The sequence below is a fragment of the Halomonas sp. 3F2F genome (genome assembly GCF_014897805.1).
Lineage (GTDB): Bacteria > Pseudomonadota > Gammaproteobacteria > Pseudomonadales > Halomonadaceae > Vreelandella.
Window position 1 is genome coordinate 97,864 of record NZ_JABUZE010000132.1, and the last position, 25,910, is coordinate 123,773.

Genomic DNA, 25,910 nt, shown 5'->3' on the forward strand with positions numbered 1-25,910 from the left:
GTATTTAATAATATTTTTATAAGTATGACAGGTTTGCCAAAACTCGATACTCCCCATTAAGTGATAGCGCTATTGTGGAAACAAGCAAATTCTGTTCCTCAACGCGCATTCGGCGCCATTGTTTTAGAAACCGTAGTTTTAGAAACCGTAGTTATAGAAAAAGCCACTTTTAAATATAAAAAAGGAAGGTCCCATGGCGCAGACCTATCACACAACTGTTGGAAGCCGCCGCTATCGCTTTAATGGCTTGGCGGAATTAATGGCCAAGGCCACGCCGCCACGCTCTGGCGACCGCTTGGCAGGGGTCATTGCAGAATCAGCAGAAGAGCGGGTAGTGGCGCAAATGGTGCTGGCAGAGCTCCCGCTTACCACATTTTTGAATGATGTGCTGGTCCCCTATGAGCAAGACGAAATTACTCGTTTAATCATCGATGAGCACGATGCTGCTGCATTTGCGCCGCTGAAGCATTTAACCGTGGGTGACTTTCGTAACTGGCTACTATCCGACTATGCCACCAGCGATGTGTTAGCCGCGGCTCGCCCTGGCATTACCCCTGAAATGGCCGCCGCTGTTAGCAAGTTGATGCGCAATCAAGATTTGATGCTAGTCGCCAAGAAGTGCCATGTGACGACCGCATTTCGCAATACGATTGGTTTGCCGGGGCGGTTATCCACGCGTTTGCAGCCCAACCATCCTACCGATGACGTGACCGGGATTGCCGCCAGTATTCTGGATGGCTTGCTGTATGGCAGTGGCGACGCGGTCATTGGGATCAATCCTGCTACTGATAATGTCGCCCAAAGCATTAAGCTAATGCGCCTGATGGACGATGTCATTCAGAAATATGAAATACCCACCCAATCCTGTGTGCTCACTCATGTGACTAACACGCTCGAAGCGATTGAGCAGGGCGCACCGGTAGATCTGGTTTTTCAATCCATTGGCGGTACCGAAGCCACCAACCGCAGTTTTGGCTTTGATTTGAGTACGCTGGCAGAAGCCGAGGCGGCCGCTCAAACGCTGAACCGCGGTACAGTTGGGCGCAACGTGATGTATTTCGAAACTGGGCAAGGCAGCTCGCTTTCCGCTGACGCTCATCATGGTTTAGACCAGCAAACCTGTGAAGCCCGCGCCTATGCGGTGGCGCGCAAGTTTAATCCGCTGCTGGTGAATACGGTGGTGGGATTTATTGGCCCTGAGTATTTGTACGATGGCAAAGAGATCACCCGGGCGGGACTGGAAGACCACTTTTGCGGCAAGTTGCTAGGCGTGCCCATGGGCTGTGATGTTTGCTACACCAATCACGCTGAAGCCGATCAAAATGATATGGACAACCTGCTGACGCTATTAGGCGTGGCGGGCTGTAGCTTTGTGATGGGCATCCCTGGCTCTGACGACATCATGCTCAACTATCAAACCACGTCCTTTCACGATGCCCTTTACGCACGGCGCGTGCTTGGGTTGAAGGCCGCCCCGGAGTTCGAGCAGTGGCTGGCGAAGATGCAAATCTTCCAAGATGTTTCCTCCTATCGGTTAAATGATCAACTACCTGCCGCTTTCGCTAATAGCCTGCGCCACCTGCCAACGGAGGCTGCTCGCGATGTCTGATAATGAATCGAAAAAAGCCCCACCGATGGTGATCGCTAACCCATGGGAGCGGCTGAGGGCATTTACCGATGCTCGCATTGGGCTGGGACGAGCGGGCATTAGTCTGCCCACGCATCAGCTATTGGCGTTTCAACTGGCTCATGCCCAAGCCCAGGATGCCGTTCACTGCCCCCTTGAGTGCGACGCGCTGGCCGATGAGTTAACGACAGCGCTGAGCCTGAACCAGACACCTATTCATGTGCATAGCCATGCAGTAGACCGGGCCATGTATCTGCAGCGTCCGGATTATGGCCGTCGTCTTGACGACGCTTCGCGAGAGCAACTGCAACAAGCGGCGCAATGTGGCCAGCGCTTCGATTTAGCGGTGGTGATTGTCGATGGACTTTCCGCACTGGCAGTACAGCAGAACAGCGAGCCGTTTCTTACTGCGCTGTATCGCGCCTTGGAGAGTGATCAGCGGGAGTGGCAGCTCGCGCCATTAACCATCGTAGAGCAGGGCCGCGTGGCGATTGGTGATGAGGTTGGCGCGCTGCTTAATGCCGATGCCGTGCTGGTGATGATTGGTGAGCGCCCAGGCTTAAGCTCTCCAGATAGCCTCGGGCTGTATATGACCTGGGAACCAGAAGTGGGCTTAAAGGATGACCGCCGCAACTGCATTTCAAACGTGCGCCCAGCAGGGCTCAAACCGGAAGAGGCCGCACGGCGGTTGTTGTTGCTATTAACCGAAGCCCGTCAGCGGAAACTGTCTGGCGTGCAACTGAAAGATCGTAGCGAGGACAGCGTATTAGACGGTGCAACAGGGGGGACAACTCAAAACTTCCTGGTGGCCGATTAATAAGCGGCACAGGAAGCGAAGCGTTATGCATAAGCAGCGCCATATAGATAACAGAGTAATTAAATAGTAATTAAAAAGAGTAATAACAGTACATAAATAACAAGCACTTATAGAAACGCTCCTAAAAAACTCCTAACAACAATATGGAACCAACACCCCGACTCGGCACGCCGCTGACAACGATTGCGTTCCACACTGAAAAGGGCATGACAATGACACAACCTTCTGTCGATCAAGCGTATTTGGCCAAGCGCCAGCTGCGCAAAGGTACCGCGGGCTGGCTATTACTAGCAGGGCTTGGGGTTTCTTATGTTATTTCCGGTGATTTTGCCGGCTGGAACTTCGGTATTGCTGAAGCGGGTTGGGGTGGTTTTGCCATTGCCGCCTGCTTAATGGCGATGATGTACCTGGCACTCGTATTAGCATTGGCTGAAATGTCCGCAGCGATTCCAGCCGCTGGCGGCGGCTATAGCTTTGCTCGCCAAGCGATGGGGCCAGCCGGTGGCTATTTAACCGGGCTTGCGGTGTTGATTGAGTACGCGCTTGCGCCTGCTGCGATCGTGATTTTCATTGGCTCGGCAGTTGAATCGCTGCTGGGCATTAATGGGCCGCTGGTTTACCTGCTGTTCTACGCAGTGTTTATCGGTATTCACCTAGCAGGCGTGGGTGAAGCGCTAAAAGTGATGATGGTGATTAGCGGGCTGGCCGTGTTCGCGATTTTGGCAACGGCAGTGGCGCTGATCGGCAATTTCGATTCAGCGAATCTGTTTGATATTGCGCCCACCGATGCAGCCGGTGCGAGCACCTTTATGCCCTATGGTTGGTACGGTATTTGGGCCGCACTGCCGTTTGGGATGTGGCTGTTTTTGGCGGTTGAGGGCGTGCCGCTAGCGGCAGAGGAAGCCAAAGACCCCGCGCGGGATATGCCTAAAGGGATTATTGCTGCGATGCTGTTCCTGCTATTTACCGCCTTATTGGTCGTGGTGTTACTGGCCGGCGCGGCGGGAGCCGAAATGATTGGTCAAAGTGGGGTGCCGCTGGTCGATGCGCTTAACGTTGCGGGCAACCCAACGCTTGCCACGCTGGTTAATGTGTTGGGCCTTGCGGGGTTGGTAGCGTCATTTTTCTCGATTATCTATGGCTACAGCCGTTTGGTGTTTGCGCTTTCTCGTGCGGGCTACTTACCAAAACCACTGTCACTGACCAGCGAGCGTAAAGTGCCTTATCTGGCGCTGATTGTGCCTGGTGTATTTGGCTTTTTGGTCTCACTTAGCGGCGAGGGTGATCTAATTCTAGGGATGGCCGTTGTCGGCGCGACGCTCTCTTATGCATTGATGGCGCTCAGCCACATTCTATTGCGAGTGAAACAGCCTGACTTGCCGCGCCCTTATAAAACACCCGGTGGTGTGGTGACCTCTGGCGTTGCGTTAGTGCTTTCCCTCGTCGCGCTGACCGGTGTCTATGCTTTCGACCCCCGCGCGTTTAATTACACCATCGTTCTATTCATTGCTGGTGCAGCGTACTACTTCCTTTACAGCAAGAATAAGCTGGTGGCGAAAACCGCTGAAGAGGAGTTTGCGCTGGTGACTGCTGCCCCGGAAGAACTAGACATTGACGAGCCGGTGCCAACTGCTGCCAAGCTGTAATGTTTGATCCTAACCGCCTAGGCTGACTAGGCAGTTTAAGCCTCTGTGCCCAATGGCCCAGAGGCTTTTTTATGATGAGTGCTAAAACAGCCAGCTGCTTTCTTAAACATGCGGATTACCCACCAAGGTCTTCTCGCATGTAGTGCTCCGTTACGCGAAGCTGGGAGAAATAATCAGGAGCACCGCCATGAAGCACTCTCCCGCGTATCGTTTAGCGGCCACTATTCTGCATGGATTTGATGGCTACCGAGCACGCTTCAAGCAGATTACCTTTGACGCCAGTCGGCGTTTTCGTGATGCGGCGTGGCGTGATGCCCAGCAAGCCTCAGCGGCGCGGATTAACCTTTATGAAGAGAAAGTGGGCGATACGCTGACACGTTTGCAGCGTACGTTTGATCATGAGGCGCTTACGTACTGTGAGACCTGGCGGGAGGCACGTGAGCACTATGCGCAGCTGATTAGTCAGCGGTTGGATTACGAGTTGGCCGAGACATTTTTTAACTCACTATTCTGCTCGATTTTCCACCACCGCCATATTCGCAATGACTGGATGTTTGTGTACAGCTCCCGAGAAGATGCTGCGCACCATTCTGGAATTGAGCTTTGTCGACAGTATTCCGTCAATGGCGATTGGGCTCAAGCGCTTGCCTGGGCGCTTGAAGAGGCACCATTTGATAACGCCTTTGCTGATCTGGAGCGCGATATTGGACTAGCTGCAGGCCTATTAGAAACCCTGCTTCCCGCCGCTATTTTGCAGTCAGAAGACGCTCAATTAGAGCTGTTGAAAAGCGTCTTTTACCGTAATAAAGGGGCCTACTTAGTCGGCCGCATTTTGGGTGGCGGTGAGCAGGTGCCACTGGTGTTACCTATTCTACATGGTGAAGGGTTTGGCGAGCAGCAGGGCGGCGACCCCTGCCTGCACCTGGATACCGTGCTAACCGAGACCGATGAAGTCTCGATTATTTTCTCGTTTACCCGTGCCTACTTCCAAGTCGATGTGCCGGTGCCTGGGGAGTTTGTTCATTACTTAAAACAGCTCATGCCCCATAAGCCTGAAGGCGAACTGTATGCCGCGATTGGCTTTTTTAAGCATGGCAAAACCGAATTTTTCCGTGCCCTAAACCTGCAAGTGGCCAAGCGTGAGGATCAGTTTGTCATTGCGCCTGGTGTGCGTGGCATGGTGATGGCGGTGTTTGTGCTACCTAGTTTTCGCACCGTGTTTAAGATCATTAAAGATAAATTCGATCCGGCCAAAGAGGTCACCCACGCGATAGTGCGCGAGAAATACCGCCTGGTGAAACGCCATGACCGTGTTGGGCGTATGGCTGATACCCAGGAGTTCTCGAATTTTATCGTGCGTCAGGATCACTTTGCGCCAGAGTGTTTAGAGCACTTGCTAGAAGTAGCGCCGTCTACTGTGTCATTGAAAGATGACAAGGTGATAATCAAGCACTGCTATACCGAGCGCATGATGACACCGCTGAATATCTATCTGGAGCAGTGCAGCGCGGACGAGCGCGTGATGGTGCTCAAAGACTATGGTAACGCCATTAAACAGATGGCAGCAGCGAACATCTTCCCGGGCGATATGCTGTTAAAAAACTTTGGTGTTACCCGCCATGGTCGAGTGATTTTTTACGATTACGACGAGGTGTGCTATCTCACGGAGTGTCGCTTTCGGCACATGCCCAAATCGTATGGCAATGACTTTCAGGGAGGTGGTGGGGAGAGTTTTTACGTTGGCCCCAACGATATCTTCCCCGAGGAGTTCGGCCCCTTTATGTTTGCCAACCCGGAGCTGCGCGGTATTTTTATGCAACAGCATCCGGAGTTATTTGATCCCGATTACTGGTTGGAGCTACAGCAGGCCATTGTCGATGGTCGGGTGATTGATGTTTACCCATATCGTAATAAGCAGCGCTTCGCGGGGACTATAGGGCAGCTGGTATATTAAGTAACCTCTGATTAACTATTGCGCTTGGCCATACTGCGTTAAAAATCGCCTTAAAATGCTCATTTACAACTCGTAAACTGCGCTTTTTCGTTGATTTTTGCCTTGTCTGGCCTGCGCTCATTACATTAATAAGAGGCTCCTTGTGAAACAGTAAGCAGTGATTTAGTCGAGGAAAACATGACAGCACCACCGCACCTAGTGGTTTTTACCGGTTCAGGGATTAGCGCCGAGAGTGGCATTAAAACGTTTCGTGCCAGCGATGGCCTGTGGGAAGACCACCCAGTCGAAGAGGTAGCCACGCCTGCGGGCTGGCAGCGAGATCCTCAGCGGGTGCTGGAGTTTTATAATCTGCGCCGGGAGCAAATTCGTAAGGCCAAGCCAAACGCTGCCCATAAAGCCTTGGCGGCGCTTGAAAAAGATGGCTTTAGAGTCAGCGTGGTTACGCAGAATATTGATGATCTGCATGAGCGTGCAGGGTCGCGTGATGTGTTGCATCTGCATGGTGAGATTTTGAAGGCGCGCTCTTCAGTGGATGCGCGGCTGCGCTATCCACTGCCGAAAGGCGGTATTGCGCTGGGAGATATTTGCGACAAAGGCAGCCAGCTGCGCCCAGATGTAGTGTGGTTCGGTGAGTCGGTGCCGCTGTTTGAAGACGCCTGTGAACTTGTTAGCCAGGCGGATTTTTTGCTGGTGGTGGGCACGTCTTTGGCGGTTATGCCCGCAGCATCGCTGCTATCGTATATTGATTTGGATACCCCGTGTGCGCTGGTCGACCCCGACGCGGATGCCTTAACACCGCCGGGCGTTCTAGCGATTAACACCACTGCAGGTGAAGGCGTTCCTGCCTTGGTCAACCAGTGGCGCAAACAGGGCAATTTGATGCTGCCTTGAGTGTTCTCTAATAACTATTGCTTTAAGAGCTATCGCTTCAAAAACCATGCCTTCATTACGTCGGTAATCTGAGTTATTTCGGCGTCGGTGGCGATATAAGCGGGCATGGTGTAAAGCCAGCGGCCGATTGGGCGCAGCCACATACCTCGCTCGCGGGCGAACTGCCCGACACCTTTCAGCGTCTCGGCGGAGTGCGCTTCAATCACTGCGGTGGCACCCAGCACCCGCACATCGGCCACGTCTGGGTGGGCGTTCAGCGCAGAGTCGTCAATTAACGCTCGGCTAAGCTGTTGGCTGAGAGTCGCAATCTTGTCCAGGTAGTGCTCCTCTTCAAACACGCGCAGGCTTTCCAGCGCGACGCGGCAGGCCAGCGGGTTGCCCATAAATGTCGGGCCGTGCATAAAGGCATGGTGGGCGCTGTCGCCAACAAATGCATCGTGAACGCGGTCGTTGGCTAGGGTTGCTGCATGGCCTAGATAGCCGCCGGTTAGTCCTTTAGAGAGCACCATAATATCTGGTGTCACGTCAGCGTGATTGGCAGCAAACAGCTTACCCGTGCGGCCAAAACCGGTGGCCACTTCATCAAAAATCAGCAGCACGCCAAACTCATCGCATAGCGCCCGTGCGCCGCGCAGGTAGTCAGGCGAGGTCATATTCAGCCCGCCTGCTGCCTGTAACAACGGCTCCATCAGCAGGGCAGCAATCTCATGGTGATGGCTCGCCAGTACGTCGCGCAGCGCCGCTAAATCGTCGGCTACCTGTTCCGGTGTGGCGTTAAACGGTGCGGTGGGCGCGGGAGCGAAGTGGTGTTGGGGAAGCAGGCTGGCGAACAGGCTGTGCATGCCTTCTTCAGGGTCGCATACCGCCATACAGCCGGTGGTGTCGCCATGGTAGGCCTTCATTAACGAAAGCATCTTGCACTTTTCGGGGTGGCCGATGAGCACCTGGTACTGCAGGGCCATTTTCATCGCCACTTCCATCCCGACTGAACCACTGTCGGAGTAGAACACGTGATTAAGACCGTCAGGGGTGATGCGCACGAGCTCCCGAGCAAGCTGGTCGGCGGGATTATGGGTGAGGCCTCCGAGCATGACATGGCATAGCTCGCCTGCCTGTTCACGAATGGCCGCGACTAAACGTGGATGGCCATAGCCATGAATCATGCACCACCAGGAGCAGGTCGCGTCGAGCAGTTGCTCGCCGCTTTCCAGGGTGAAATGGCTACCGCTGCCGCCGACCACTTTAGGGGCGGGTGCTTGTGTTTTGAGGTGGGCGTAAGGGTGCCAAACGGGAGAACTCATAGAGCGGCTTCCTGATTCAAAACTGAGGTGTTGAGCAGTGCAGATAGTGAAAGCGCGTGGCGCGCATGGGTGGCATCGGCGGTGGCTAAATGAGGAATAATGCCTAGACATGGCGCGTTAAGGGCGTTTTTAAGCAGCGCGATATTGGCCTCAAAGCGCGCTGTATCAGCGGCGAACTCAGGGTCCACTACGCTGCCGACCCAACCCGCAAGGGGTAGGCCATCGGCAGCGATCACCTCCGCGGTAAGCCGCGCATGATTAAGACAGCCAAGCTTTAGTCCCACGACCAGAATAACGGGCAGCTGCATCATCCGCGGTATATCGGAAAAGTCGTTGTGCTCATTGAGTGGCACACGCCAGCCGCCAGCGCCTTCAATGAGCGTTAAATCGCGCGGCATGTCGTTTAGGGTGGCGGTAAGCGAGGCCACTACGCTATTGACGTTAAGAGCGCACCCCGCCTCGCTGGCGGCCAGGTGCGGCGCAATAGCGGGCGCAAACGCCCACGGGTTAACGGTGGTGTAATCGACGGGGGGAGCGCTCTGTTGTTGTAGCGCCAAGGCGTCGCTATTGCGCAGCCCATCCGCCGTGATGTGGCTGCCAGAGGCAATCGGCTTAAGCCCCAGCGTGCTGAGCTGCTGCTGTTTGGCAGCGCACAGCAGTGCGCTGGTGGCCAGGGTCTTACCTGCATCGGTATCGGTGCCGGTTACGAAATAGACGGTCATGGTGATTTTTCCAAGCGCAGAGTGAGGCAGTGGTAGCTAACGGGGAGCCCTTGGGGTTCACGTAGCGTTTCAAAACGCTGGCGGGCGGCGACCAGGTCTCGGCGGGTAAGACGTGCCTTGGGCCGCGCCACCTGGGCGCCTACCCCCTTAATTGAAGCCATGACGGTAGTGAGATCGGGGTAGTAAAACCGCCGCCACTCGGTAATGCGATCAACCAGCGTTAAGCCGCTTAAGGCAACGGCGCGTTCAAGTGTCAGGGCATTCGGTGTCTGCAGTAATGCCTCCGGGCGCTGCCAAGCAGAGGCGACTTCTGCCAACGTGCCGGGTAAGAGCGTCGTGAGATGCACTTGGCCGCCAGGGGACAGCACTCGTTGAAGCTCGCGCATCACCGCATCGATATCGCGGCACCACTGGATGGCAAGGTTGGAAAAGACCAGATCAAAGGTGCTGCGCTCAAAAGGCAGCGCGGCGGCATCGCCTTGCTGCCAACGAATATGATGGCCATAGCGCGCCTGGGCATGGGCGAGCATGCCAGGGGCAATATCCAGCCCAGTGACGTTGGCATGGGGAAATTGAGTGGCTAGTCGCTGTGTCCAGACACCGGTGCCGCAACCAAGGTCGAGTATGTTGTCGGCACTCGGCGGAAGCGATGACCAGAGCGTTTCCCCTATCTGGCGCTGAGCGCTGGCCAGCGCATCGTAGCGGGGTGCCGCGCGAGAGAAAGCGTGGGCGACTTTTGCCTGCCAGTTTGGCGCTGGCGTTGCCGTTAGGTACATACGTGCTCCTTGGCGACCAGTGCGGCCTGGGAAGCGATGGTCGCGACTAGTTGAGCAGGTTGGGAAAGCATCGGGCAGTGTCCTGCGTGGGCAAGGTTAATCGCCTGAGCGCGGGTGCTGGAAGCTACTAGCGGATCGTGCTCGCCCACTAGTTGAATGACCGGACAGGGCGCCTCTTGCAAACGCTGGGTGTTATCCAGAGTGGCAAGCCAGTGAAGCCCTTGGGATAGGGTGCTGTTAGTAGCGTTGGGGGTGTCACCCAACATGGCACGTAGCTGTTGGTGGGCGTGGCGAGCGTTAGGTTCGCCTTGGGTTTGCCAGCGTAAGAAATGCCGCCAGGTGGCGTCGGGGGCGCGGCTAAAGGCGCGCTGAAAGCTGGCAAGCTCGGCTTTGCTCACGCCGTCATCGCTACAAAACTGACCGCCTGTGCCAATCAGCACAAGGCCGCGTGGCGCAGGCAGCTTATCGAGCAGCGCGCTGGCTAACAGCCCGCCCAGCGACCAGCCAACCCACACAGCGTTACTGGGCAGTTGGTCGGCCATGGCGCTGGCAAGGGTATCAAGGGTGGCCGGTTCAGCCAGGGCAGGGGTATCGCCATAGCCCGGCCAGTCCACCGTGTGTACATCAGTATGGGCAGGCCAGTAGGTGTCCAGCGGCTGCCAGATGCGCTGATCGATCCCCCAGCCCGACAGCAGCACCAGACGTTGTGGGGCGTCTAGGCGGGACATGCTGCTTCCTCTCTCTGACAGGCGTTCAGCCCTTCAATAAGCCGATCAATATCGCCTGGAGTGTGGCGGGCACTCAGCGTAATACGCAGCCGTGCGGCACCATTAGGTACCGTGGGCGGGCGAATCGCCCCGACGTGAATACCCCGTTGGGCGAGCTTAGCCGCCCAAGCCATGGTGCGTGGCTCGTTGCCGAGTAACAGCGGTTGAATAGGTGTATGGGAGTCGGCAAGGGGCAGCCCGAGCGCTTGGGCCTGCTGGCGAAAATAGTTGATATGGCGCGTAAGCTGTAGGCGGTGTTCAGGCTCGCGCTGCACGATAGCCAGCGCTTCCAGGGTCGCTGCGGCAATGCTGGGGGGTTGGGCCGTGGTATAGATATAGCTGCGAGCAAACTGGGTGAGGTGCTCAATCAGCGCCGCGTCACCGGCCACAAACGCGCCAGCGGTGCCCAGTGCTTTGCCCAGTGTACCCACCAAAATAGGCACCGCTTGGCTATCAAAACCTGCCACACAGCCGCTGCCGTTAGCGCCTAACACGCCCAGACCGTGAGCATCATCGATCATTAGCCAGGAGTTGTGTTGCTGGCTGACGTGGGCAAGGGTGGCAATATCGGCAACGTCGCCATCCATGCTGAACACGCCGTCGCTGACCACCAGCTTATGGGGGGCGGAACTGCGCGCCAACAGACGTTCAAGATCAGCGCTATTGCGGTGATGAAAGCGTCGCGAGCGAGCGCCGCTTAGCGTTGCACCATCGAGTAGCGAGGCATGGTTCAAACGGTCTTGAAAGAGGGCAGTGTGCGGGTCAGCGAGCGCCTGCAACACGCCAAGGTTAGCCATATAGCCAGTGGAAAACAGTAGTGCACGCTGTCGTCCGGTCCACTCGGCTAGGGCGTCTTCCAGTGCGTCGTGAACTTCCAAGTGGCCGCTGACCAAGTGCGACGCGCCCGCGCCTGCGCCAAAGCGGCGCGCACCCTCTGCCTGGGCAGCTTGCACGCGTGGATCATGAGCCAGCCCGAGATAGTCATTGCCGGCAAAGTCCAGCGTGCCAAGGGTATTCACTCGTCGGTGCCGCCAGCGCTGTTGATCAACACGCTGCTGACGGGCGCTGGCTAGCCGCTGCTGCCACGCGTCAGACACTGGCATCTACCGCCAGTGCTGCTGCCCGCTCTGCCTGGGCGCGCTGCTGAGCTTGTTGGGTGAGTCGCTCGGTGTGAGTGGCTTCATCTTCGCAGGTATCACGGCGTTCTGGGTGCAGGCCTAATTTTGCAAATAGCGCGCGGTCGCGGTCTGCCTGAGGATTGCCGGTGGTGAGCAGTTTGTCGCCGTAGAAGATCGAGTTGGCTCCCGCCAAAAATGCCAGTGCTTGAGTCGACTCACTCATCTGCTCGCGGCCAGCGGAAAGCCGCACATGGCTTTGCGGCATCATAATCCTCGCCACCGCGATGGCGCGGATAAACTCAAGTGGGTCCAAGTCTTCGACGTTCTCCAGCGGAGTGCCCGGTACCTTAACCAGCATATTAATGGGCACGGATTCTGGGTGCGGTGATAACTTCGCCAACTGCTGTAACAGCGCGCTGCGGTCTTGCGCGCCTTCGCCCATGCCTAAAATGCCGCCGGAGCATACTTTCATGCCCGCTTCACGCACGGTGGCCAGGGTGTCCAGGCGGTCGCTGAAGGTGCGGGTGGTGATGATTTCAGCGTAAAAGTCGGGGGAGGTATCCAGGTTATGGTTGTAGTAATCCAGCCCGGCAGCCGCCAAACGGTTGGCTTGATCACCGTCGACCATACCTAGCGTCATGCAGGTTTCCAGCCCCAGCGCTTTTACTTGGCGAACCATCTCTTCGACCAGCAGTAAATCTTTGTCCCGCGGGCTGCGCCATGCCGCGCCCATACAGAAACGGCTAGCGCCGGCTTCTTTGGCGGCCTTGGCCTGGGCAACGACTTTTTCGATTTCCAGCAGCTTCTCTTTTTCGAGCTGGGTATTGTAGTGACCGGACTGCGGGCAATATTTGCAGTCTTCCGGGCAAGCCCCCGTTTTAATCGACAGCAGGGTCGAGACCTGCACCGCGTTAGCATCAAAGTGGGCGCGATGCACTTGCTGAGCTTTAAATAGCAGGTCGTTGAAGGGCAGCGCGAACAGCGCATTAATCTCTTCCAGCGTCCAGTCGTGGCGCGGGGCGGCGGTATTGAAAGCGGTGGCGGTCACGGGTAAACCTTTTTTCTTTTGAAAGTTGACGAGACTCTAGCGGCGTTACGCTTTTGGTGTCAACTATTCAAAGTATGTTGGTTTACTACGAGTGGTTTTAGAGAGCTGGAGTTCGTCATGGTGGCCGGGCTGCTTTATACTCGGCGCCCTTTGTTAACCGTCTTTTGTTAATCGCCCTTTATTAATCGCCCTTTATAAATTGGAGCGCGGATGTCCGACGCTACGTCACAGCCCCCTGAGTCTTCTTCATTGACTGACTACGACCCTGCTACGGGGCATCCGCGTCCACCTCGGCGTGAATTTAAAGCACGGGGCAGTTTTGTCACACGCTGCGAAGGGTGCAATCTTCCTGAGCTCAACTGTCTGTGCCCTTATCAGGTGAAAGCGGATAGCACCGCCCAGGTATGGCTGTTGACCCACTCTATAGAACACTACAAGCCGACCAATACGGGGCGGTTAATTGGCGATGTGCTGACGCAAACCAGAGTGTTTACCTGGTACCGCACCGCGCCGGACGAAGAGTTAGCCGCGCTGCTTGAAGATCCGCGCTACGCGCCTTTTGTGATCTTCCCAGATGACCAGCCCGACTACGCGGACCGTGTGGTGGACATTAATGCTGTGCACGCTGTAAAGCAGCAGGCGCGTATTCCGGTATTTGTGATTTTAGATGGCACTTGGCGCCAAGCGCGGCGAATGTTCCGCAAGAGTCCTTATCTGGATGCGCTGCCGGTACTACCGCTGCGCACTGAGCGGGAAACACGCTATCGGTTACGCAAACCCGCCTCAAAAGCGCACCTGTGTACGGCAGAAGTTGCCATTGAACTGCTGCGCCAAAGTGGTGATGAAAATGCCGCTGATGTGCTAGACGATTACTTTGATGTATTTAACGATAGCTACGCTGAAAGCCGTTACTATCGCAAAATTGCTGAACCAACCGCTGCCATGCAGCGGCTATTAGATCGCAAGGGTTAGCGCTGAGCACCCGGTAGCCAGCGAAGCATCACTTTACGTACCCAGTACCAGCGGTTAATCAACAGGGCGGTAAAAATCAGGCTACAGCCAAGCAGCTGTAGCAGGGTCATGGTTTCGCCAAACCACCATGCGGCGAATAGGGCGGTCCACACGGCTTCAAGCATTAAGATAACTGCCGCGTGGCTAGGTGTGGTCATGCCCTGGGCTTTGATTTGCAGAAAGAAGCGCAGCGAACTTGCCAGCAGCACGCTGGCCATAAACCAGCCCAGAATTGAGGGGCTGAGCGCTAGCGGCTGATCCTCGGCGAACAAGGATAGGCAGGTCAGTACGCTGCCCACCGAGAGCAACTGTAGTGTGGTGAGCGGTAGCGCTGGCACGTTGCGCACCACGCGAGTATTGACGTTGATCAGTAGCGCGAAGCAGAGCGCCGCGCAGACCATTAGCAATTGACTAGCTTCTACTTTGAACCCTGCGTTTAGCGACAGGAGGGCAAAGCCCAGTAGCGCTACCGGCAGGGCGATCCAGGTAGAGCGTGGCGGACGGTCGCCAAACAGCAACCGTGCTACAACGGGTACCAGCAAAATTCCCAAACTGTTGATAAACGCGCTTTCGCCCAGGTGGTCAGAGTAATTTAACCCCAGAATCCAGAAGGCCATCGCGGTGCTGAACAAACAGCCTACCAGTACGCCGCGTCTTATCCTACGCGCGGGTAAGCGCCTTAGGGCAGGCCAGGCGAAGGGTAGGAGTATCAGTCCTGCCAGTAAAAAGCGCGTACCAATAAACAGCAACGGCGGCATACCCGCTAACGCTTCTTTAGAAAAAATCCAGCCGCCAGCGGCTACCACCGTTACCAGCAATAGCAATGCATCAGCTTGCCATGGCGCTTGTTTGATCGTACTCACGCGGTGCCGCTACCGAACAGTGCACCGGCAATTCTAAAGCCTGCTACCCAGGTACCCACCGCAGAGCCTAATGTTGCCAAAATAAACACCAGCAACGTACGGGAGACGCGATTCTTCCACCAGCCTTTGAGCTCGGTGACATCATGGCGCAGTGTCGAAAAGTCGCGCACCTTCGGTTTGCGCATATAGAGTTCGACCCCCGCGGCGACAAAGCCTGCACCAATGGTGGGGTTAAGCGAGGTCAGTGGGGCGGCAAAGAAGGTGGCAATCACCGTCACAGGGTGCGCAAGGGCTGCTATCGTCGCGCCGCCGGATAAAATGCCATTGATTAAAAACCACTCAATGACCAACTGCCAGCCAAGCTCAGTATTGCGCGAAAAGCCGATCACAAAACCGGTGATAACCAGCGCGGTAATCAGCCAAGGGGCAGCTTTCCAGAGTTTAGACGGTGGCGGTGTTGCCTCCAGCGATTCACGCTCAGTGGTGGGGTTTTCAGGAAGCGGTGCTTCCAGGTGTTCACCGGTGCCTTTTAAATGCCCGGCACCCAGCACCACTAACACGTTTTGATAGCGCCCAGGCGGCGCTTCTTCAGCTAAACGCAGTGCCATATAGCGGTCGCGTTCGCGAATAAGCGGGGTATAGAGTGCTTCTGATTCGGCGGCAAATTCGCTGAAAGTGGCTTCCAGCATATCGCCTTCTTTGAGCTTTTCGATGTCCTCTTTGGAAACATCCTGGCGCGACATAACGCTGCCAATTAGCCCCGAAAATAGCGAGAAACGTTGCCACCAGGGGACATTACGGTAAATGCGTTTTAATGTAATGCCAACGTCACGATCGACCAACATTAAAGGCAGCTTGCGGGTACGGCACTCTTCTACTGCCGCACGCATTTCAGCGCCAGGCTGAATGCCTGACTGCTCAGCAATCCGTTGCTGAAACGCACCAAGCGCCAGACTTGCCGCTACCATGCCCGCTTTGCCCTGTTTAAATACCTGAAAAAGATCTTGTTCCCCCATGGCATCGGGGTTGTCCATGCTGTGATGACGTGCGTCGCATAGCTCAATGGCAACGGCATCGAAAGTGCCACTGTTGATTAACTGGCGAACGTCATCGGCACTTTCGGCAGAGACGTGAGCGGTGCCGAGCAGGGTATAACGGGTGCCGCCAACGGTGACGGTTTTTAACGGGCCGCTGGTCTTAGGCTGCGCGTTGGGTTCTTGCGCCAGCGGTGTTGCATCGTCATGGATCATTAATGTGTCTCAATTTGAATAGAAAGCATTGATACGTGTTTAACGACGCCAGAAGGCGGGTGTAAATAGCACAAGTACCGTGAAAATTTCCAAGCGGCCCAGCAGCATCGCGAGCACCAAAATCCACTTGGCTAGGCTGGGCAAGTCGCCGTAATGGCTGCTAGCTTCGCCCAACGCTGGGCCTAAATTGTTCAGTGTAGAACCAACGGTTGACCAAGCGGTAACTTGGTCAACACCTGTTGCCATAACGCCCACCAGCATCAAGAAAAATAGCATGACGTAGGCTGAGAAAAAGCCCCATACCGCCTGGGCGATGCTGTCGGGAACACTAACTTTACCCACTTTAACGGCAATCACTGCGTTGGGGTGAATAAGGCGCATGACTTCACGCATACCCTGCTTCAAGATCAGAATAATGCGGATTACTTTCATGCCGCCCGCCGTCGATCCGGAACAACCACCTACAAAGGCGGCGACAAATAATAGAAACGGTAACGCACCCGGCCAGCCTGAAAAGTCGGCAACTGCAAAGCCCGCAGTGGTGGCGACAGAGACGACTTCAAAGAGCGCGTGTCTCAGACCTTCAACATCGTCGTAGGTGTCCGTGAGCCACAAAGTAATCACGGTGATCGTGGTTAACCCAGCAAGAAATATCATTAAAAAGCGCGCTTCAGGGTCCTGAAAGTAGTGCAGCAAGCGCTTTTCACGCCAAGCAATAAAATGCAGGCTAAAGCTGAATGCTGAGATCAGCATAAAGCCAACGCAAATCAGCTCAATGGCGGCACTGTCAAAGTAGCCGATGCTGGCGTCATAGGTCGAAAATCCGCCAATAGCGACGGTCGAAAAGCTGTGTCCCAAGGCATCGAACCAGCTCATCCCCGCCAACATGTAAGCGACCATACAGGCCAGCGTTAGCGTTGCGTAGATGTACCACAGTGCTTTAGCGGTTTCGGTAATTCGCGGCGTCAGCTTTGAATCCTTTAGCGGCCCAGGAATTTCAGTACGGTACAGGGCCATTCCCCCGACACCCAAGGTGGGCAAAATGGCCACCGCTAACACTACAATCCCCATGCCGCCTAACCACTGCAACTGCTGGCGATAGTAAAGAATGGATTCTGGCAGAAAATCGATGCCAGTAATGACGGTTGCACCAGTCGTGGTGAGTCCGGAAAACGATTCAAATACCGCATCGGTGACACCGAGCGAGCCTTCACCAAACAGCATCAGTGGTAGCGAGCCGAAGAGGGCCAGTACGGTCCAAAACATCGCCGCAATAATAAAACCGTCGCGAATTCGTAGCTCTTTATGGGCGCGGCGATTGGGTAGGAAAAGCAGTAAGCCCGTTATCACTGAAATGGCGATGCCGCTCATAAAAGCGTGCCAAACACCGTCGCGAAACCAAAGCGATATCAGCATGGGTGGCAACATGGTGAGGCTAAATAGCATCAACAGTAGCCCTAAAATGCGTAGTATGACCCGCAAACTCATAGCAGTGGTTGCCTCATAGCGGTGGCCTGTTTTCTTGAAGAGCGTTGCCTAGAAGGCCATTGCCTAGAAGAACGTTAATCCCACTTGGAACAGCCGCTCCACGTCACGAATGCGCCGCTTATCAATCACGAACAGAATGACGTGGTCGCCGCTCTCTACCATCACATCCCCATGGCCAATCATGACCTCTTTGCCTCGCACAATGGCACCAATGGTGGTGCCTTCAGGCAGATTGATCTCAGCAATGGTCCGGCCCACCACTTTGGACGACTGCTTATCACCGTGGGCGATCGCCTCGATGGCTTCCGCAGCGCCACGGCGCAGTGAGTGTACATTGACAATATCGCCGCGGCGGACGTGGGTAAGCAGGCTGCCGATGGTTGCTTGCTGGGGGGAAATGGCGATATCGATCTCGCCCCCCTGAACCAAGTCCACGTAGGCAGCGTTGTTAATCAGCGTCAGTACCTTCTTGGCGCCCAAGCGTTTGGCCAGCAGCGACGACATAATATTGACCTCGTCGTCGTTGGTCAGAGCACAAAAGATATCGCAGTCTTCGATGTTCTCTTCTTCCAGCAGCCGCTTGCTGGTGGCGCTGCCGTGTAGCACCACTGTTCGGTCAAGCCGCTCGGAAAGCGCAGTACAGCGCTCTAAACTGTGCTCGATAATCTTGACCTGATGGCTGTGCTCCAAGTGTTCGGCTAGGCGTTCACCGATATTGCCGCCACCAGCAATCACCACCCGCCGGAAATCCCGTTCAACGCGGCGTAGTTCGCTCATTACCGCGCGAATATCACGCCGTGCGGCCAGGAAAAACACCTCGTCGTCGGCTTCAATCACCGTATCGCCACGGGGAATAATCGGTCGGTTGCGGCGATAAATTGCCGCCACGCGTGTTTCCACATTGGGCATGTGCTTGGCTAAAAAGGCTAAATCCTGTCCCACCAACGGGCCACCATAGAACGCCTTGACCGCCACCAGCTGCACCAAACCACCGGCAAACTCCAACACCTGCAACGCACCGGGGTGCTCAATTAGGCGGCGAACATGATCCGTGACTACTTGTTCAGGGCTGATCAGTACATCAATAGGAATCGCTTCGTGGGCAAACAATCCCTTACGGGTGAGGTAGGCGGTTGAGCGTACGCGGGCAATTTTGGTAGGCGTGCGAAACAGGGTATGGGCGACTTGGCAGGCGATCATGTTGATTTCATCGGTGTTGGTCACCGCAATCAACATATCGGCGTCTTCACAGCCCGCCTGACGCAGCACAATGGGATACGAAGCCGCGCCCGTCACGGTGCGAATATCCAGTTTAGTGTGCAGCTCGCGCAGTTTCGCGCCGTCGGTATCGACGACAGTAATATCGTTTTCCTCGCGGGCAAGGTGCTCCGCTAAGGTGCCGCCGACCTGGCCGGCGCCGAGAATGATGATTTTCATTGCTAAGCATCGGTTCCGTTGTAAGCGCCAGCGCGTTCTCGGCAAGAGATATGTGCGCTGCAATAAAGACGGCGGCCAGTGTAAACCAGCCGCCGTTGAAAAGCAGGTAGGGATTACTCGAGTGTGAAGCCAACTTTTATCGTGACCTGCCAGTGAGCGACACGGCCGTCCTCGATATGGCCACGAGTGTCGGTGACTTCGAACCAGCGTAAGTTATGAATGGTTTCTGATGCTTTGGCGAGGGCACTTTGCACAGCTTCTTCAATTCCCTTTTCAGAAGAACCGGTTAGCTCGATATGCTTATAAGTGTGAGTACTCATAGTGTCTCCATCCTTGTCATCGGTTCACCACCCCGGTAGGGGCGGTATATTAAGCAGTACGCTTCTCTAGTCTGGCATAAAAAAAGCCATCATGACTGCTTTGCGCGGGAAACAGTTGACGTCCTTGGCCGCTTGGTTCGCCCCAGGCCACGTCATTTGGCGTGGTGACTTTTGCATCGGGCGTGCGGTCAAGAAATGCCTTGATTTGCTCAGCGTTTTCCTCGGGCAGCACTGAACAGGTGGCGTATAGCAAGGTACCGCCTGGGCGGAGTAGTGGCCAAAGATTATCCAGCAGTTGGCGCTGTAGCTTAGCGAGCTGGCGAATATCCTCTTTACGGCGCAGTTTTTTAATATCGGGATGACGACGAATAACGCCCGTGCCAGAACAGGGCGCATCAAGCAAAATCGCGTCAAAAGGCGCGCCATTCCACCAGTCTTGCTGGGTAGCATCAGCGTGCTGCAGTTCTGCCGTTAAGCCTAGGCGGTTCAGTGTATCGTCTACACGGCCTAGGCGCTGGTTGTCGCTATCAATGGCCGTCAGAGCAATATCAAACTGCTCTAATAGGTGGGCAGTTTTACCGCCAGGCGCACAGCAAGCATCGAGAACGTGGGCGCCTGGACGGGGGGCTAATGCAGGCCCTAACAGTGCGGCAGAAAGCTGAGCCGCTTCGTCTTGGACGCTGACATGACCTTCTTCAAAGCCGGGAAGTATGGAGACATCACAGGGTGCATCCAAGGTAATGCCATCCGGCGCGTGTAGGCATAGGTGCCCACTTAACCCCTGCTCAGTCAGCTGTTGTAAATAGGCTTCACGGTCGTTGTAGTGCTGATTGACTCTCAGCGTCATGGGGCCTGGTTCATTGTTCGCTGCGGCAATGGCGCGCCACTGTTCAGGCCAAGCGCTGCGCAACGCATTAAGCAGCCAGGGCGGGTGCTCCAGGGCAACGCTCTCATCTAGGTCAACAGCGGCTTGAAGCTCTTCGGATTCACGCTGGAGGCGGCGCAGGCAGCCGTTAAGCACTCGGGTGGCCCACTCTTTGCCTAGCAGGCGAGCGGCGCCAGCGGTTTCGCCAACCGCCGCGTGGGCCGGAATACGCATATAAAGCAGCTGGTAGATTCCTACCAGTAACAAGGCGTGAACATCACTATCGCGCTTTTTAAAAGGCTGCTTGAGCAGTGCGCCAGCCAACGCTTCCAGGCGCGGCAAGCGTCGGCAAGTACCGTAACACAGCTCTTTTAACAGGCTGCGGTCGCGGGCAATCACACTGTGCTCATCTAGCCCGGCTAGCGAGCCTTGGTCAGTCAAAACAGGGACTAGCGCGCGGGCGGCCGCGGCGCGAACTTCCTGGCCGCTGCCGCCTTTGGGTGGGCGATTCTGGCTCATTCACTAACTCCTTGATGAGCGGCGGCGTGCCCAAGGCGTGCGCCGACGGTAAGCGGGGTTTGACGGGCGTTAAGCAGGTCGCGCACGGCCATCGCTTTACCACCAGGTAACTGGGCATGGCTAACGCACAGTACTTCTTGGCCTTGCTCGCCACAGGCAATGCGCAGGTGATCCTCGCCATGTTGGAGTAGTGTGCCGGGCGTAGTGGGAGGCTGTTCACCTGGTTCAACACTGGCCATCAACAAACGTAAGCGATCATTGCCTAACGTGCACCAAGCCACTGGCCACGGGTTAAACGCACGGATTTTGCGCGCCAGTTGTTCAGCGGGCTGATGAAAGTCCAGCTCGGCTTCCGCCTTGCTGAGCTTGGCGGCGTAGGTGACGCCCTCGTCAGGCTGAGGTGTTGCTTTTAAATCGTTGCTGTCCAGCGCATCCAGCACGTTAATCAGCGCATTCGCCCCTTGAATGGCCAGCCGATCATGCAAGTCCCCGCCCGTGGTGCGCGAGGTGATCGGCGTACGAACTTCATACAGCATCTCACCGGTATCCAGGCCCGCATCCATTTGCATAATGGTGACGCCTGATGCGCTATCACCGGCTTCAATAGCGCGTTGGATGGGGGCGGCACCTCGCCAGCGTGGTAGCAGCGATGCGTGCACGTTGATGCAGCCTAAGCGGGGAATGTCGAGCACGGCCTGTGGCAGTAGTAGCCCGTAAGCAACGACAACCATTACGTCGGCATTCAATGCTGCTAATTCCGCTTGGGCATCAGTGCCTTTTAAGCTGACGGGCTGGTAGACAGGTAGCCCATGCTCAACAGCGAGCTGCTTGACGGGGCTGGGGGTGAGCTTGCGCCCGCGGCCTGCTGGGCGGTCAGGTTGAGTATAGACCGCTACCACTTGATGCTGACTTTCGAGCACGGCAGCAAGGCTTGAAGCGGCGAAATCAGGCGTGCCAGCAAAAACAACGCGCAACTGTGACATGGTGATGACTACCTAGCATTGAAGGGGGAAAGTAATCGTGTGCCGTGGGGGAAACAAATAAAGGCCGAGAAGCAACGCTACAACGCACCAGCAATAACATTCTGTGCGTTTGCAGCGTGTCAGCTCGGCCAGCAATAACACGGCGTAGGTTGGTTTATGCGTCGTTTAATAGCTTGTGGCGTTTCTGCATCTTTTTCATCACTCGGTCACGCTTTAGGGGTGATAAGTAGTCAACAAAAAGCACGCCTTCCAAATGGTCATACTCATGCTGAATGCAGTGGGCTAATAAGCCATCGGCTTCTAGCTCGTAGGGCTCACCACTGCGGTCTAGCGCGTTCAGCTTTACTTTTAAATAGCGCGGGACTTCAGCGTAGTATTCGGGAATGGATAGACAGCCTTCAGAAAGCGGCTCTTTTTCGTCACCAATCGGCTCGTAGCGCGGATTAATAAGTACGAGCGGCTGCGAGTTATCGTCGCTGACATCCATTACTACGACACGTCGATGAACATCGATTTGTGTCGCTGCAAGGCCGATGCCGCGCGCGTCGTACATGGTCTCCAACATATCGTCGACGAGCTGGCGGACCTCATCGTCAACGGTTTCCACCGGTGCAGCCTTGGTGCGCAGGCGCTCGTCGGGGAATTCGAGAATAGGAAGTTTGGCCATGGCGTTACAATCACCGTTATGCTGAGTCTTTAATATGAGCAGGCCTTGCCACCTGTGTTGGCAGGCCTAAGTGCTTTACTATCGGCCACTATATCATGCTGTAAGCGTTCCTGGGCACGTACAACGCCATGCAGCTCCCCTCAACGGCTTCACCCATAACTGACAAGAGAGCACAGGATGGTGGTGAAAAGGGCAGTGGCGAAAAGGTTTCTTTATTATAGCGCGTCGTTGGCATGTTTGACGCTTATGACGACCGCCGCATTGGCGTGGGAATCTCCGCAGCGGGTGGTAAAGCTTTCTCCCCAAATGCGCGCCGTTCCTCAGCAACAGGCAATGGCGCCGCTGCCGATGGAAACGATCCGGGCGTTTTTGCGAGAGCATCGCGTCGTAGAGCCAGGCGCGCCTATACGGGAACTGGCCTACGTCGTGGGCGGTGAGAATCAACGCTTGATGAGTGGTGCAGGCGATACGCTGTATGCGCGCGGCGTACTACCGTCCAACGCGCGTTTAGGTATTTATCGTCCGGGCGAGCGTTATGTTTCCGCTGAGGGTACCCCGTTGGGTACGGAGTTAATCAATATTGGCGAAGCGCGCCAGCTCAGCAGTGAGGGAGATATTGCCCGCTTAGAAGTACTCAGTGCTTACCAGGAAGTGCGTAATAACGATATTTTGCTGCCGCTTGATGCCCCGCTGTTTGAATCTCAGTCGTCAGAAAATAGCTTTCAGCCTCGTTTACCGTTGAACGATGTCGCTGGCCAGATTATTGCGGTACCTGGCGGAGTGCGCTTTATTGGACGCTTACAAATAGTGGCACTGGATATTGGTACTCAGGATGGCTTGCAGCCCGGTCATGTATTACATGTTGGCCAGCAGGGCGAACTTGTTAATGACCCGCGTAGCCAGGAGCTTCTGCAACTACCCGCCACTGAGGCGGGAAGAGTCATGGTGGTAAAGCCGTATAGCCTGATGAGCTATGCGTTGGTGATGCAGGCATCGAACGTTTTAGCGGTTGGAGACCGGATACACGCGCCAGTACGCTAAACGCCACACAACTGACAGGGGATAGGTATGGATGCCAAGGAGTGGCTAGTGGTGAATGAGCTACCGGGTATGGGGGCGCTTCGCACCGCAGCGCTGGCCGCCAAACAGCCTCAATGGCCCCATGGCTGGCTTGCTGGGCTGCCCAGCAATGCCGCGAGTGCTCTGCGACTTTGGTTAGCGCAGCCAGAGCGAAGCCCGTTGCAGCAGGCTGTCGACCATACCTTCGCATGGCTGGCGGCCGCGCCTAATCGCCATTTGCTCCATCGCAATCATCCCGCATGGCCTGAGTTGCTCGATCAATTGCCGGACCCACCTGTGGTGCTTTGGGCACAAGGTGATCTTAGTGCACTAGATGGCCCAAAACTGGCTATGGTGGGCACTCGGCGTCCCACTGCTGAAGGAAGCGGTAATGCTCAGGCGTTTGCCAGAGAGCTTGTTAATCGTGGCTGGTGCATCGTCAGCGGTATGGCTCTCGGGGTTGATGGGGTCGCGCAGCGCGCAGCGTTAGCGGCAGGTGGGCAGTCGATTGCGGTGCTTGGCTGTGGCGTTGATGTCATTTATCCGCCCCGTCACCGTGATTTACATGAGCAGCTAAGTAGCGTGCCAGGAGGCTTGTTATTATCCGAGCATCCGCCAGGAACCGTTGCTCGGCCAGCCTTCTTTCCTCGACGGAACCGAATTGTGACCGGCCTTTCATTAGGTACGTTAGTGGTCGAAGCGACTGAGAAGAGCGGCTCATTGGTAAGCGCACGATTAGCCCTTGAACAAGACCGTGAGCTGTTTGCACTGCCTGGGTCGCTACATAACGTGCAGGCTCGTGGTTGCCTGCAGTTATTACGTAGCGGTGCGACGCTGGTGCGTCATGTAGACGATATTTTAGAAGAGTTGCAGCACTGGGCTGAACGCTATATGCCAACCGGTCCACGTGCTATCGCTGACAACGCAAGCCTTGATTTGCCTATCGAAGACGATGAGCCTAAGGACAATCTACTAAGCGCGCTGGGCGCAACGCCAACGCCAATTGATATATTGGTTCAGAGCGCGGGCCTTACGGTCAGTGAATGCCAACAACGGTTATTGATGCTGGAACTTGATGGCAAAGTGGCGCAGCAAGCGGGCGGCTGGGTGCGTTTGACGCGGCCATGGTAGGATGTAAGTAACCGTTTTTCATCTACTGAAGATGTATCAATCTCAGGTGATGAGGGGCCGCGTTTGTAACGAGGAGCATCTATGAAATCGGCTGTTGAGGTTAAAGAGGCGGTACGAGCATTAAAAGAGGGGGGCGTTATCGCCTGCCCCACCGAAGCAGTCTGGGGGCTGAGCTGTGACCCAGATAACGATGAAGCGTTAGCGCATTTGATGCGTATGAAAGAGCGTGATCCCGCCAAAGGGGTGATTCTTGTTGCTGCGAATATTCAGCAATTTCAGCCTTGGCTAAACCAACTGCCAGTTGCGCTGCATGCACCCTTAGCGGCCAGCTGGCCTGGCCCTAATACCTGGCTAGTGCCTGACAATGGCCGTAGTCACGGTTTAGTGCGCGGTGCCCATCAGAGTGTGGCTCTGCGGGTGACCGACCATCCGCTGATGAAGGCGCTCTGTGAGGCCTTTGGTGGCCCGCTAGTCTCTACCTCCGCTAATCGCGCGGGCGACCCACCCGCCATGAGCGCTGACGAAGTCGCGACCATTTTCGGTGAGGAGGTCGCCGCGATTGTCGCGGGTGAGCTTGGAGGAAACGCAAAGCCCAGCACTATCAAAGACCTGGTGACGGGCAAAGTAATGCGTTCATAGCGAAGCGCCTTGAGCTGTCTCTGCCGTTGACTACTTACCAATCACACTTATACCCAACCTCTTTGGAGTTACTGTGGCTCACGAGCACCTAGACGACGTTAAACATTACCTTCTGGATCTTCAGGAACGGTTGTGCGCCGGGCTTGCCGCTGCTGATGGAAAAGCGACATTTAAAGAAGATAGCTGGCAGCGTGAAGAAGGCGGTGGCGGACGTTCAAGGGTCATCGAAGAAGGCGCTGTTTTCGAGAAAGGTGGTGTTAATTTCTCGCATGTTTACGGGGCTCAGTTGCCCCCCTCGGCGACGGCTGCACGACCGGAACTAGCCGGACGCAGCTTTCATGCGGTGGGTGTTTCCTGGGTGCTCCATCCTGAAAATCCTAATGTGCCGACAAGCCACGGAAATGTCCGTTTCTTTATTGCTGAAAAAACGGGTGAAGCGCCGGTATGGTGGTTTGGTGGCGGCTTTGATCTAACGCCTTACTACCCGGTGTTTGAAGATGTTGTGCACTGGCATCGGGTTGCCCAGGCTGCCTGCGTGCCATTTGGCGAAGAGGTGTATCCGCGCTACAAAGCATGGTGCGATGAGTACTTCTATCTTAAGCATCGCGACGAGACACGTGGTGTTGGTGGACTGTTTTTCGATGATTTAAATGAAGGCAGTTTCGACGACTGTTTTGCTTTTCAGCGTGCGGTGGGCGACAGCTTTCTGGACGCCTACGTACCGATTGTAGAGCGCCGTAAGGGTGATGCTTGGGGTGAAAAAGAGCGTGATTTTCAGCTTTATCGCCGTGGCCGCTATGTGGAATTTAACTTAGTGTGGGATAGGGGCACTCTGTTTGGCTTGCAAAGCGGCGGGCGCACCGAATCCATCTTGATGTCGATGCCGCCGCTAGCCCGTTGGGAGTACGCATTTACACCGCCCGAGGGCAGCCGAGAGGCTAAATTGCACGACTACTTGGTACCACGCGATTGGCTAGCCGAAGCCACCCAGTTGGGTAAAGTGTAAGGAGC

At 55.6% G+C, this 25,910-nt stretch carries 24 protein-coding genes; 10 read left to right on the forward strand and 14 right to left on the reverse strand.

Annotated features, from left to right (window positions below):
- Positions 1-193 precede the first annotated feature (193 nt).
- The 5 genes from INT21_RS14150 to INT21_RS14170 all read left to right on the forward strand — a co-directional run bounded on the left by INT21_RS14150 (position 194) and on the right by INT21_RS14170 (position 6,935).
- A complete protein-coding gene (locus INT21_RS14150) occupies positions 194-1,609 on the forward strand; it encodes an ethanolamine ammonia-lyase subunit EutB (RefSeq protein ID WP_089039172.1) in 1,416 nt (471 codons plus the stop codon).
- Positions 1,602-2,444, forward strand: coding sequence for an ethanolamine ammonia-lyase subunit EutC (eutC, locus tag INT21_RS14155; RefSeq protein ID WP_193068564.1), 843 nt, complete (start codon positions 1,602-1,604; stop codon positions 2,442-2,444). Before INT21_RS14150 ends, eutC begins: the two co-directional genes overlap by 8 nt.
- 212 nt (positions 2,445-2,656) lie before the next feature.
- Complete coding sequence (eat, locus tag INT21_RS14160) at positions 2,657-4,090, forward strand: ethanolamine permease (protein ID WP_193085364.1); 1,434 nt, start codon at positions 2,657-2,659, stop codon at positions 4,088-4,090.
- A 187-nt stretch (positions 4,091-4,277) separates the two neighbouring features.
- Entirely contained in the window at positions 4,278-6,044 is a 1,767-nt protein-coding gene (gene aceK, locus INT21_RS14165; protein ID WP_193085365.1) for a bifunctional isocitrate dehydrogenase kinase/phosphatase, read from the forward strand.
- Between the two features lie 177 nt (positions 6,045-6,221).
- Complete coding sequence (locus INT21_RS14170) at positions 6,222-6,935, forward strand: SIR2 family NAD-dependent protein deacylase (protein WP_193068562.1); 714 nt, start codon at positions 6,222-6,224, stop codon at positions 6,933-6,935.
- 29 nt (positions 6,936-6,964) lie between these two features.
- On the opposite strand, the gene bioA is transcribed toward INT21_RS14170, so the two are convergent.
- From bioA to bioB, 6 genes are read right to left on the reverse strand one after another with little or no spacing between them, the layout of a single operon-like run.
- Positions 6,965-8,236, reverse strand: coding sequence for an adenosylmethionine--8-amino-7-oxononanoate transaminase (bioA, locus tag INT21_RS14175; protein ID WP_193085366.1), 1,272 nt, complete (start codon positions 8,234-8,236; stop codon positions 6,965-6,967).
- Positions 8,233-8,958, reverse strand: a complete 726-nt coding sequence (bioD, locus tag INT21_RS14180) for a dethiobiotin synthase (RefSeq protein WP_089039166.1) — start codon at positions 8,956-8,958, stop codon at positions 8,233-8,235. The genes bioA and bioD overlap by 4 nt, the downstream gene beginning before the upstream one ends.
- Positions 8,955-9,734, reverse strand: coding sequence for a malonyl-ACP O-methyltransferase BioC (gene bioC / locus INT21_RS14185; protein WP_193068560.1), 780 nt, complete (start codon positions 9,732-9,734; stop codon positions 8,955-8,957). The genes bioD and bioC overlap by 4 nt, the downstream gene beginning before the upstream one ends.
- On the reverse strand, positions 9,725-10,462 hold the full coding sequence (locus tag INT21_RS14190; protein ID WP_193068559.1) for an alpha/beta fold hydrolase: 738 nt from the start codon (positions 10,460-10,462) through the stop codon (positions 9,725-9,727). Before INT21_RS14190 ends, bioC begins: the two co-directional genes overlap by 10 nt.
- Entirely contained in the window at positions 10,450-11,604 is a 1,155-nt protein-coding gene (gene bioF, locus INT21_RS14195; protein WP_193085367.1) for an 8-amino-7-oxononanoate synthase, read from the reverse strand. The genes INT21_RS14190 and bioF overlap by 13 nt, the downstream gene beginning before the upstream one ends.
- Entirely contained in the window at positions 11,591-12,667 is a 1,077-nt protein-coding gene (gene bioB / locus INT21_RS14200; protein ID WP_193085368.1) for a biotin synthase BioB, read from the reverse strand. Before bioB ends, bioF begins: the two co-directional genes overlap by 14 nt.
- Before the next feature lie 210 nt (positions 12,668-12,877).
- Here bioB and INT21_RS14205 point away from each other — a divergent pair, with 210 nt between their 5' ends.
- On the forward strand, positions 12,878-13,639 hold the full coding sequence (locus tag INT21_RS14205; protein WP_089039161.1) for a tRNA-uridine aminocarboxypropyltransferase: 762 nt from the start codon (positions 12,878-12,880) through the stop codon (positions 13,637-13,639).
- Here the strand turns inward: INT21_RS14205 and INT21_RS14210 are convergent.
- From INT21_RS14210 to def, 8 genes are all read right to left on the reverse strand, one after another.
- Complete coding sequence (locus tag INT21_RS14210) at positions 13,636-14,541, reverse strand: DMT family transporter (protein WP_089039160.1); 906 nt, start codon at positions 14,539-14,541, stop codon at positions 13,636-13,638. The two genes, INT21_RS14205 and INT21_RS14210, sit on opposite strands and share 4 nt — an antisense overlap.
- Entirely contained in the window at positions 14,538-15,791 is a 1,254-nt protein-coding gene (locus tag INT21_RS14215; protein ID WP_193068520.1) for a TraB/GumN family protein, read from the reverse strand. The genes INT21_RS14210 and INT21_RS14215 overlap by 4 nt, the downstream gene beginning before the upstream one ends.
- A gap of 39 nt (positions 15,792-15,830) precedes the next feature.
- Positions 15,831-17,279, reverse strand: coding sequence for a TrkH family potassium uptake protein (locus tag INT21_RS14220; RefSeq protein WP_193068521.1), 1,449 nt, complete (start codon positions 17,277-17,279; stop codon positions 15,831-15,833).
- Between the two features lie 63 nt (positions 17,280-17,342).
- On the reverse strand, positions 17,343-18,716 hold the full coding sequence (trkA, locus tag INT21_RS14225) for a Trk system potassium transporter TrkA (RefSeq protein ID WP_089039157.1): 1,374 nt from the start codon (positions 18,714-18,716) through the stop codon (positions 17,343-17,345).
- A gap of 113 nt (positions 18,717-18,829) precedes the next feature.
- Positions 18,830-19,036, reverse strand: a complete 207-nt coding sequence (locus tag INT21_RS14230) for a dodecin (RefSeq protein ID WP_038481393.1) — start codon at positions 19,034-19,036, stop codon at positions 18,830-18,832.
- A 49-nt stretch (positions 19,037-19,085) separates the two neighbouring features.
- On the reverse strand, positions 19,086-20,420 hold the full coding sequence (rsmB, locus tag INT21_RS14235; protein ID WP_193085369.1) for a 16S rRNA (cytosine(967)-C(5))-methyltransferase RsmB: 1,335 nt from the start codon (positions 20,418-20,420) through the stop codon (positions 19,086-19,088).
- Positions 20,417-21,403 (reverse strand): methionyl-tRNA formyltransferase, encoded by a 987-nt coding sequence (gene fmt / locus INT21_RS14240; protein ID WP_089039155.1) that lies wholly within the window; start codon positions 21,401-21,403, stop codon positions 20,417-20,419. The genes rsmB and fmt overlap by 4 nt, the downstream gene beginning before the upstream one ends.
- Before the next feature lie 154 nt (positions 21,404-21,557).
- Positions 21,558-22,070 (reverse strand): peptide deformylase, encoded by a 513-nt coding sequence (gene def, locus INT21_RS14245; RefSeq protein ID WP_125745592.1) that lies wholly within the window; start codon positions 22,068-22,070, stop codon positions 21,558-21,560.
- Positions 22,071-22,247: 177 nt separating this feature from the next.
- Between def and INT21_RS14250 the strand changes: the two genes are divergently transcribed.
- From INT21_RS14250 to hemF, 4 genes are all read left to right on the forward strand, one after another.
- Complete coding sequence (locus INT21_RS14250; RefSeq protein ID WP_193068523.1) at positions 22,248-23,111, forward strand: peptidoglycan-binding protein; 864 nt, start codon at positions 22,248-22,250, stop codon at positions 23,109-23,111.
- Positions 23,112-23,138: 27 nt separating this feature from the next.
- On the forward strand, positions 23,139-24,260 hold the full coding sequence (dprA, locus tag INT21_RS14255) for a DNA-processing protein DprA (protein ID WP_193068524.1): 1,122 nt from the start codon (positions 23,139-23,141) through the stop codon (positions 24,258-24,260).
- 81 nt (positions 24,261-24,341) lie between these two features.
- Complete coding sequence (locus INT21_RS14260) at positions 24,342-24,899, forward strand: L-threonylcarbamoyladenylate synthase (protein ID WP_193068525.1); 558 nt, start codon at positions 24,342-24,344, stop codon at positions 24,897-24,899.
- Between the two features lie 73 nt (positions 24,900-24,972).
- A complete protein-coding gene (gene hemF, locus INT21_RS14265) occupies positions 24,973-25,905 on the forward strand; it encodes an oxygen-dependent coproporphyrinogen oxidase (RefSeq protein ID WP_193068526.1) in 933 nt (310 codons plus the stop codon).
- The last annotated feature ends 5 nt before the right edge of the window (positions 25,906-25,910 follow it).

Bases quoted from the DNA above. Each gene is read 5' to 3' on its own strand.
- INT21_RS14150 (WP_089039172.1), top strand. From the start codon at position 194: ATGGCGCAGACCTATCACACAACTGTTGGAAGCCGCCGCTATCGCTTT.
- eutC (WP_193068564.1), top strand. From the start codon at position 1,602: ATGTCTGATAATGAATCGAAAAAAGCCCCACCGATGGTGATCGCTAAC.
- eat (WP_193085364.1), top strand. From the start codon at position 2,657: ATGACACAACCTTCTGTCGATCAAGCGTATTTGGCCAAGCGCCAGCTG.
- aceK (WP_193085365.1), top strand. From the start codon at position 4,278: ATGAAGCACTCTCCCGCGTATCGTTTAGCGGCCACTATTCTGCATGGA.
- INT21_RS14170 (WP_193068562.1), top strand. From the start codon at position 6,222: ATGACAGCACCACCGCACCTAGTGGTTTTTACCGGTTCAGGGATTAGC.
- bioA (WP_193085366.1), bottom strand. From the start codon at position 8,236: ATGAGTTCTCCCGTTTGGCACCCTTACGCCCACCTCAAAACACAAGCA.
- bioD (WP_089039166.1), bottom strand. From the start codon at position 8,958: ATGACCGTCTATTTCGTAACCGGCACCGATACCGATGCAGGTAAGACC.
- bioC (WP_193068560.1), bottom strand. From the start codon at position 9,734: ATGTACCTAACGGCAACGCCAGCGCCAAACTGGCAGGCAAAAGTCGCC.
- INT21_RS14190 (WP_193068559.1), bottom strand. From the start codon at position 10,462: ATGTCCCGCCTAGACGCCCCACAACGTCTGGTGCTGCTGTCGGGCTGG.
- bioF (WP_193085367.1), bottom strand. From the start codon at position 11,604: ATGCCAGTGTCTGACGCGTGGCAGCAGCGGCTAGCCAGCGCCCGTCAG.
- INT21_RS14205 (WP_089039161.1), top strand. From the start codon at position 12,878: ATGTCCGACGCTACGTCACAGCCCCCTGAGTCTTCTTCATTGACTGAC.
- INT21_RS14215 (WP_193068520.1), bottom strand. From the start codon at position 15,791: ATGATCCATGACGATGCAACACCGCTGGCGCAAGAACCCAACGCGCAG.
- INT21_RS14220 (WP_193068521.1), bottom strand. From the start codon at position 17,279: ATGAGTTTGCGGGTCATACTACGCATTTTAGGGCTACTGTTGATGCTA.
- trkA (WP_089039157.1), bottom strand. From the start codon at position 18,716: ATGAAAATCATCATTCTCGGCGCCGGCCAGGTCGGCGGCACCTTAGCG.
- INT21_RS14230 (WP_038481393.1), bottom strand. From the start codon at position 19,036: ATGAGTACTCACACTTATAAGCATATCGAGCTAACCGGTTCTTCTGAA.
- rsmB (WP_193085369.1), bottom strand. From the start codon at position 20,420: ATGAGCCAGAATCGCCCACCCAAAGGCGGCAGCGGCCAGGAAGTTCGC.
- fmt (WP_089039155.1), bottom strand. From the start codon at position 21,403: ATGTCACAGTTGCGCGTTGTTTTTGCTGGCACGCCTGATTTCGCCGCT.
- def (WP_125745592.1), bottom strand. From the start codon at position 22,070: ATGGCCAAACTTCCTATTCTCGAATTCCCCGACGAGCGCCTGCGCACC.
- INT21_RS14250 (WP_193068523.1), top strand. From the start codon at position 22,248: ATGGTGGTGAAAAGGGCAGTGGCGAAAAGGTTTCTTTATTATAGCGCG.
- dprA (WP_193068524.1), top strand. From the start codon at position 23,139: ATGGATGCCAAGGAGTGGCTAGTGGTGAATGAGCTACCGGGTATGGGG.
- INT21_RS14260 (WP_193068525.1), top strand. From the start codon at position 24,342: ATGAAATCGGCTGTTGAGGTTAAAGAGGCGGTACGAGCATTAAAAGAG.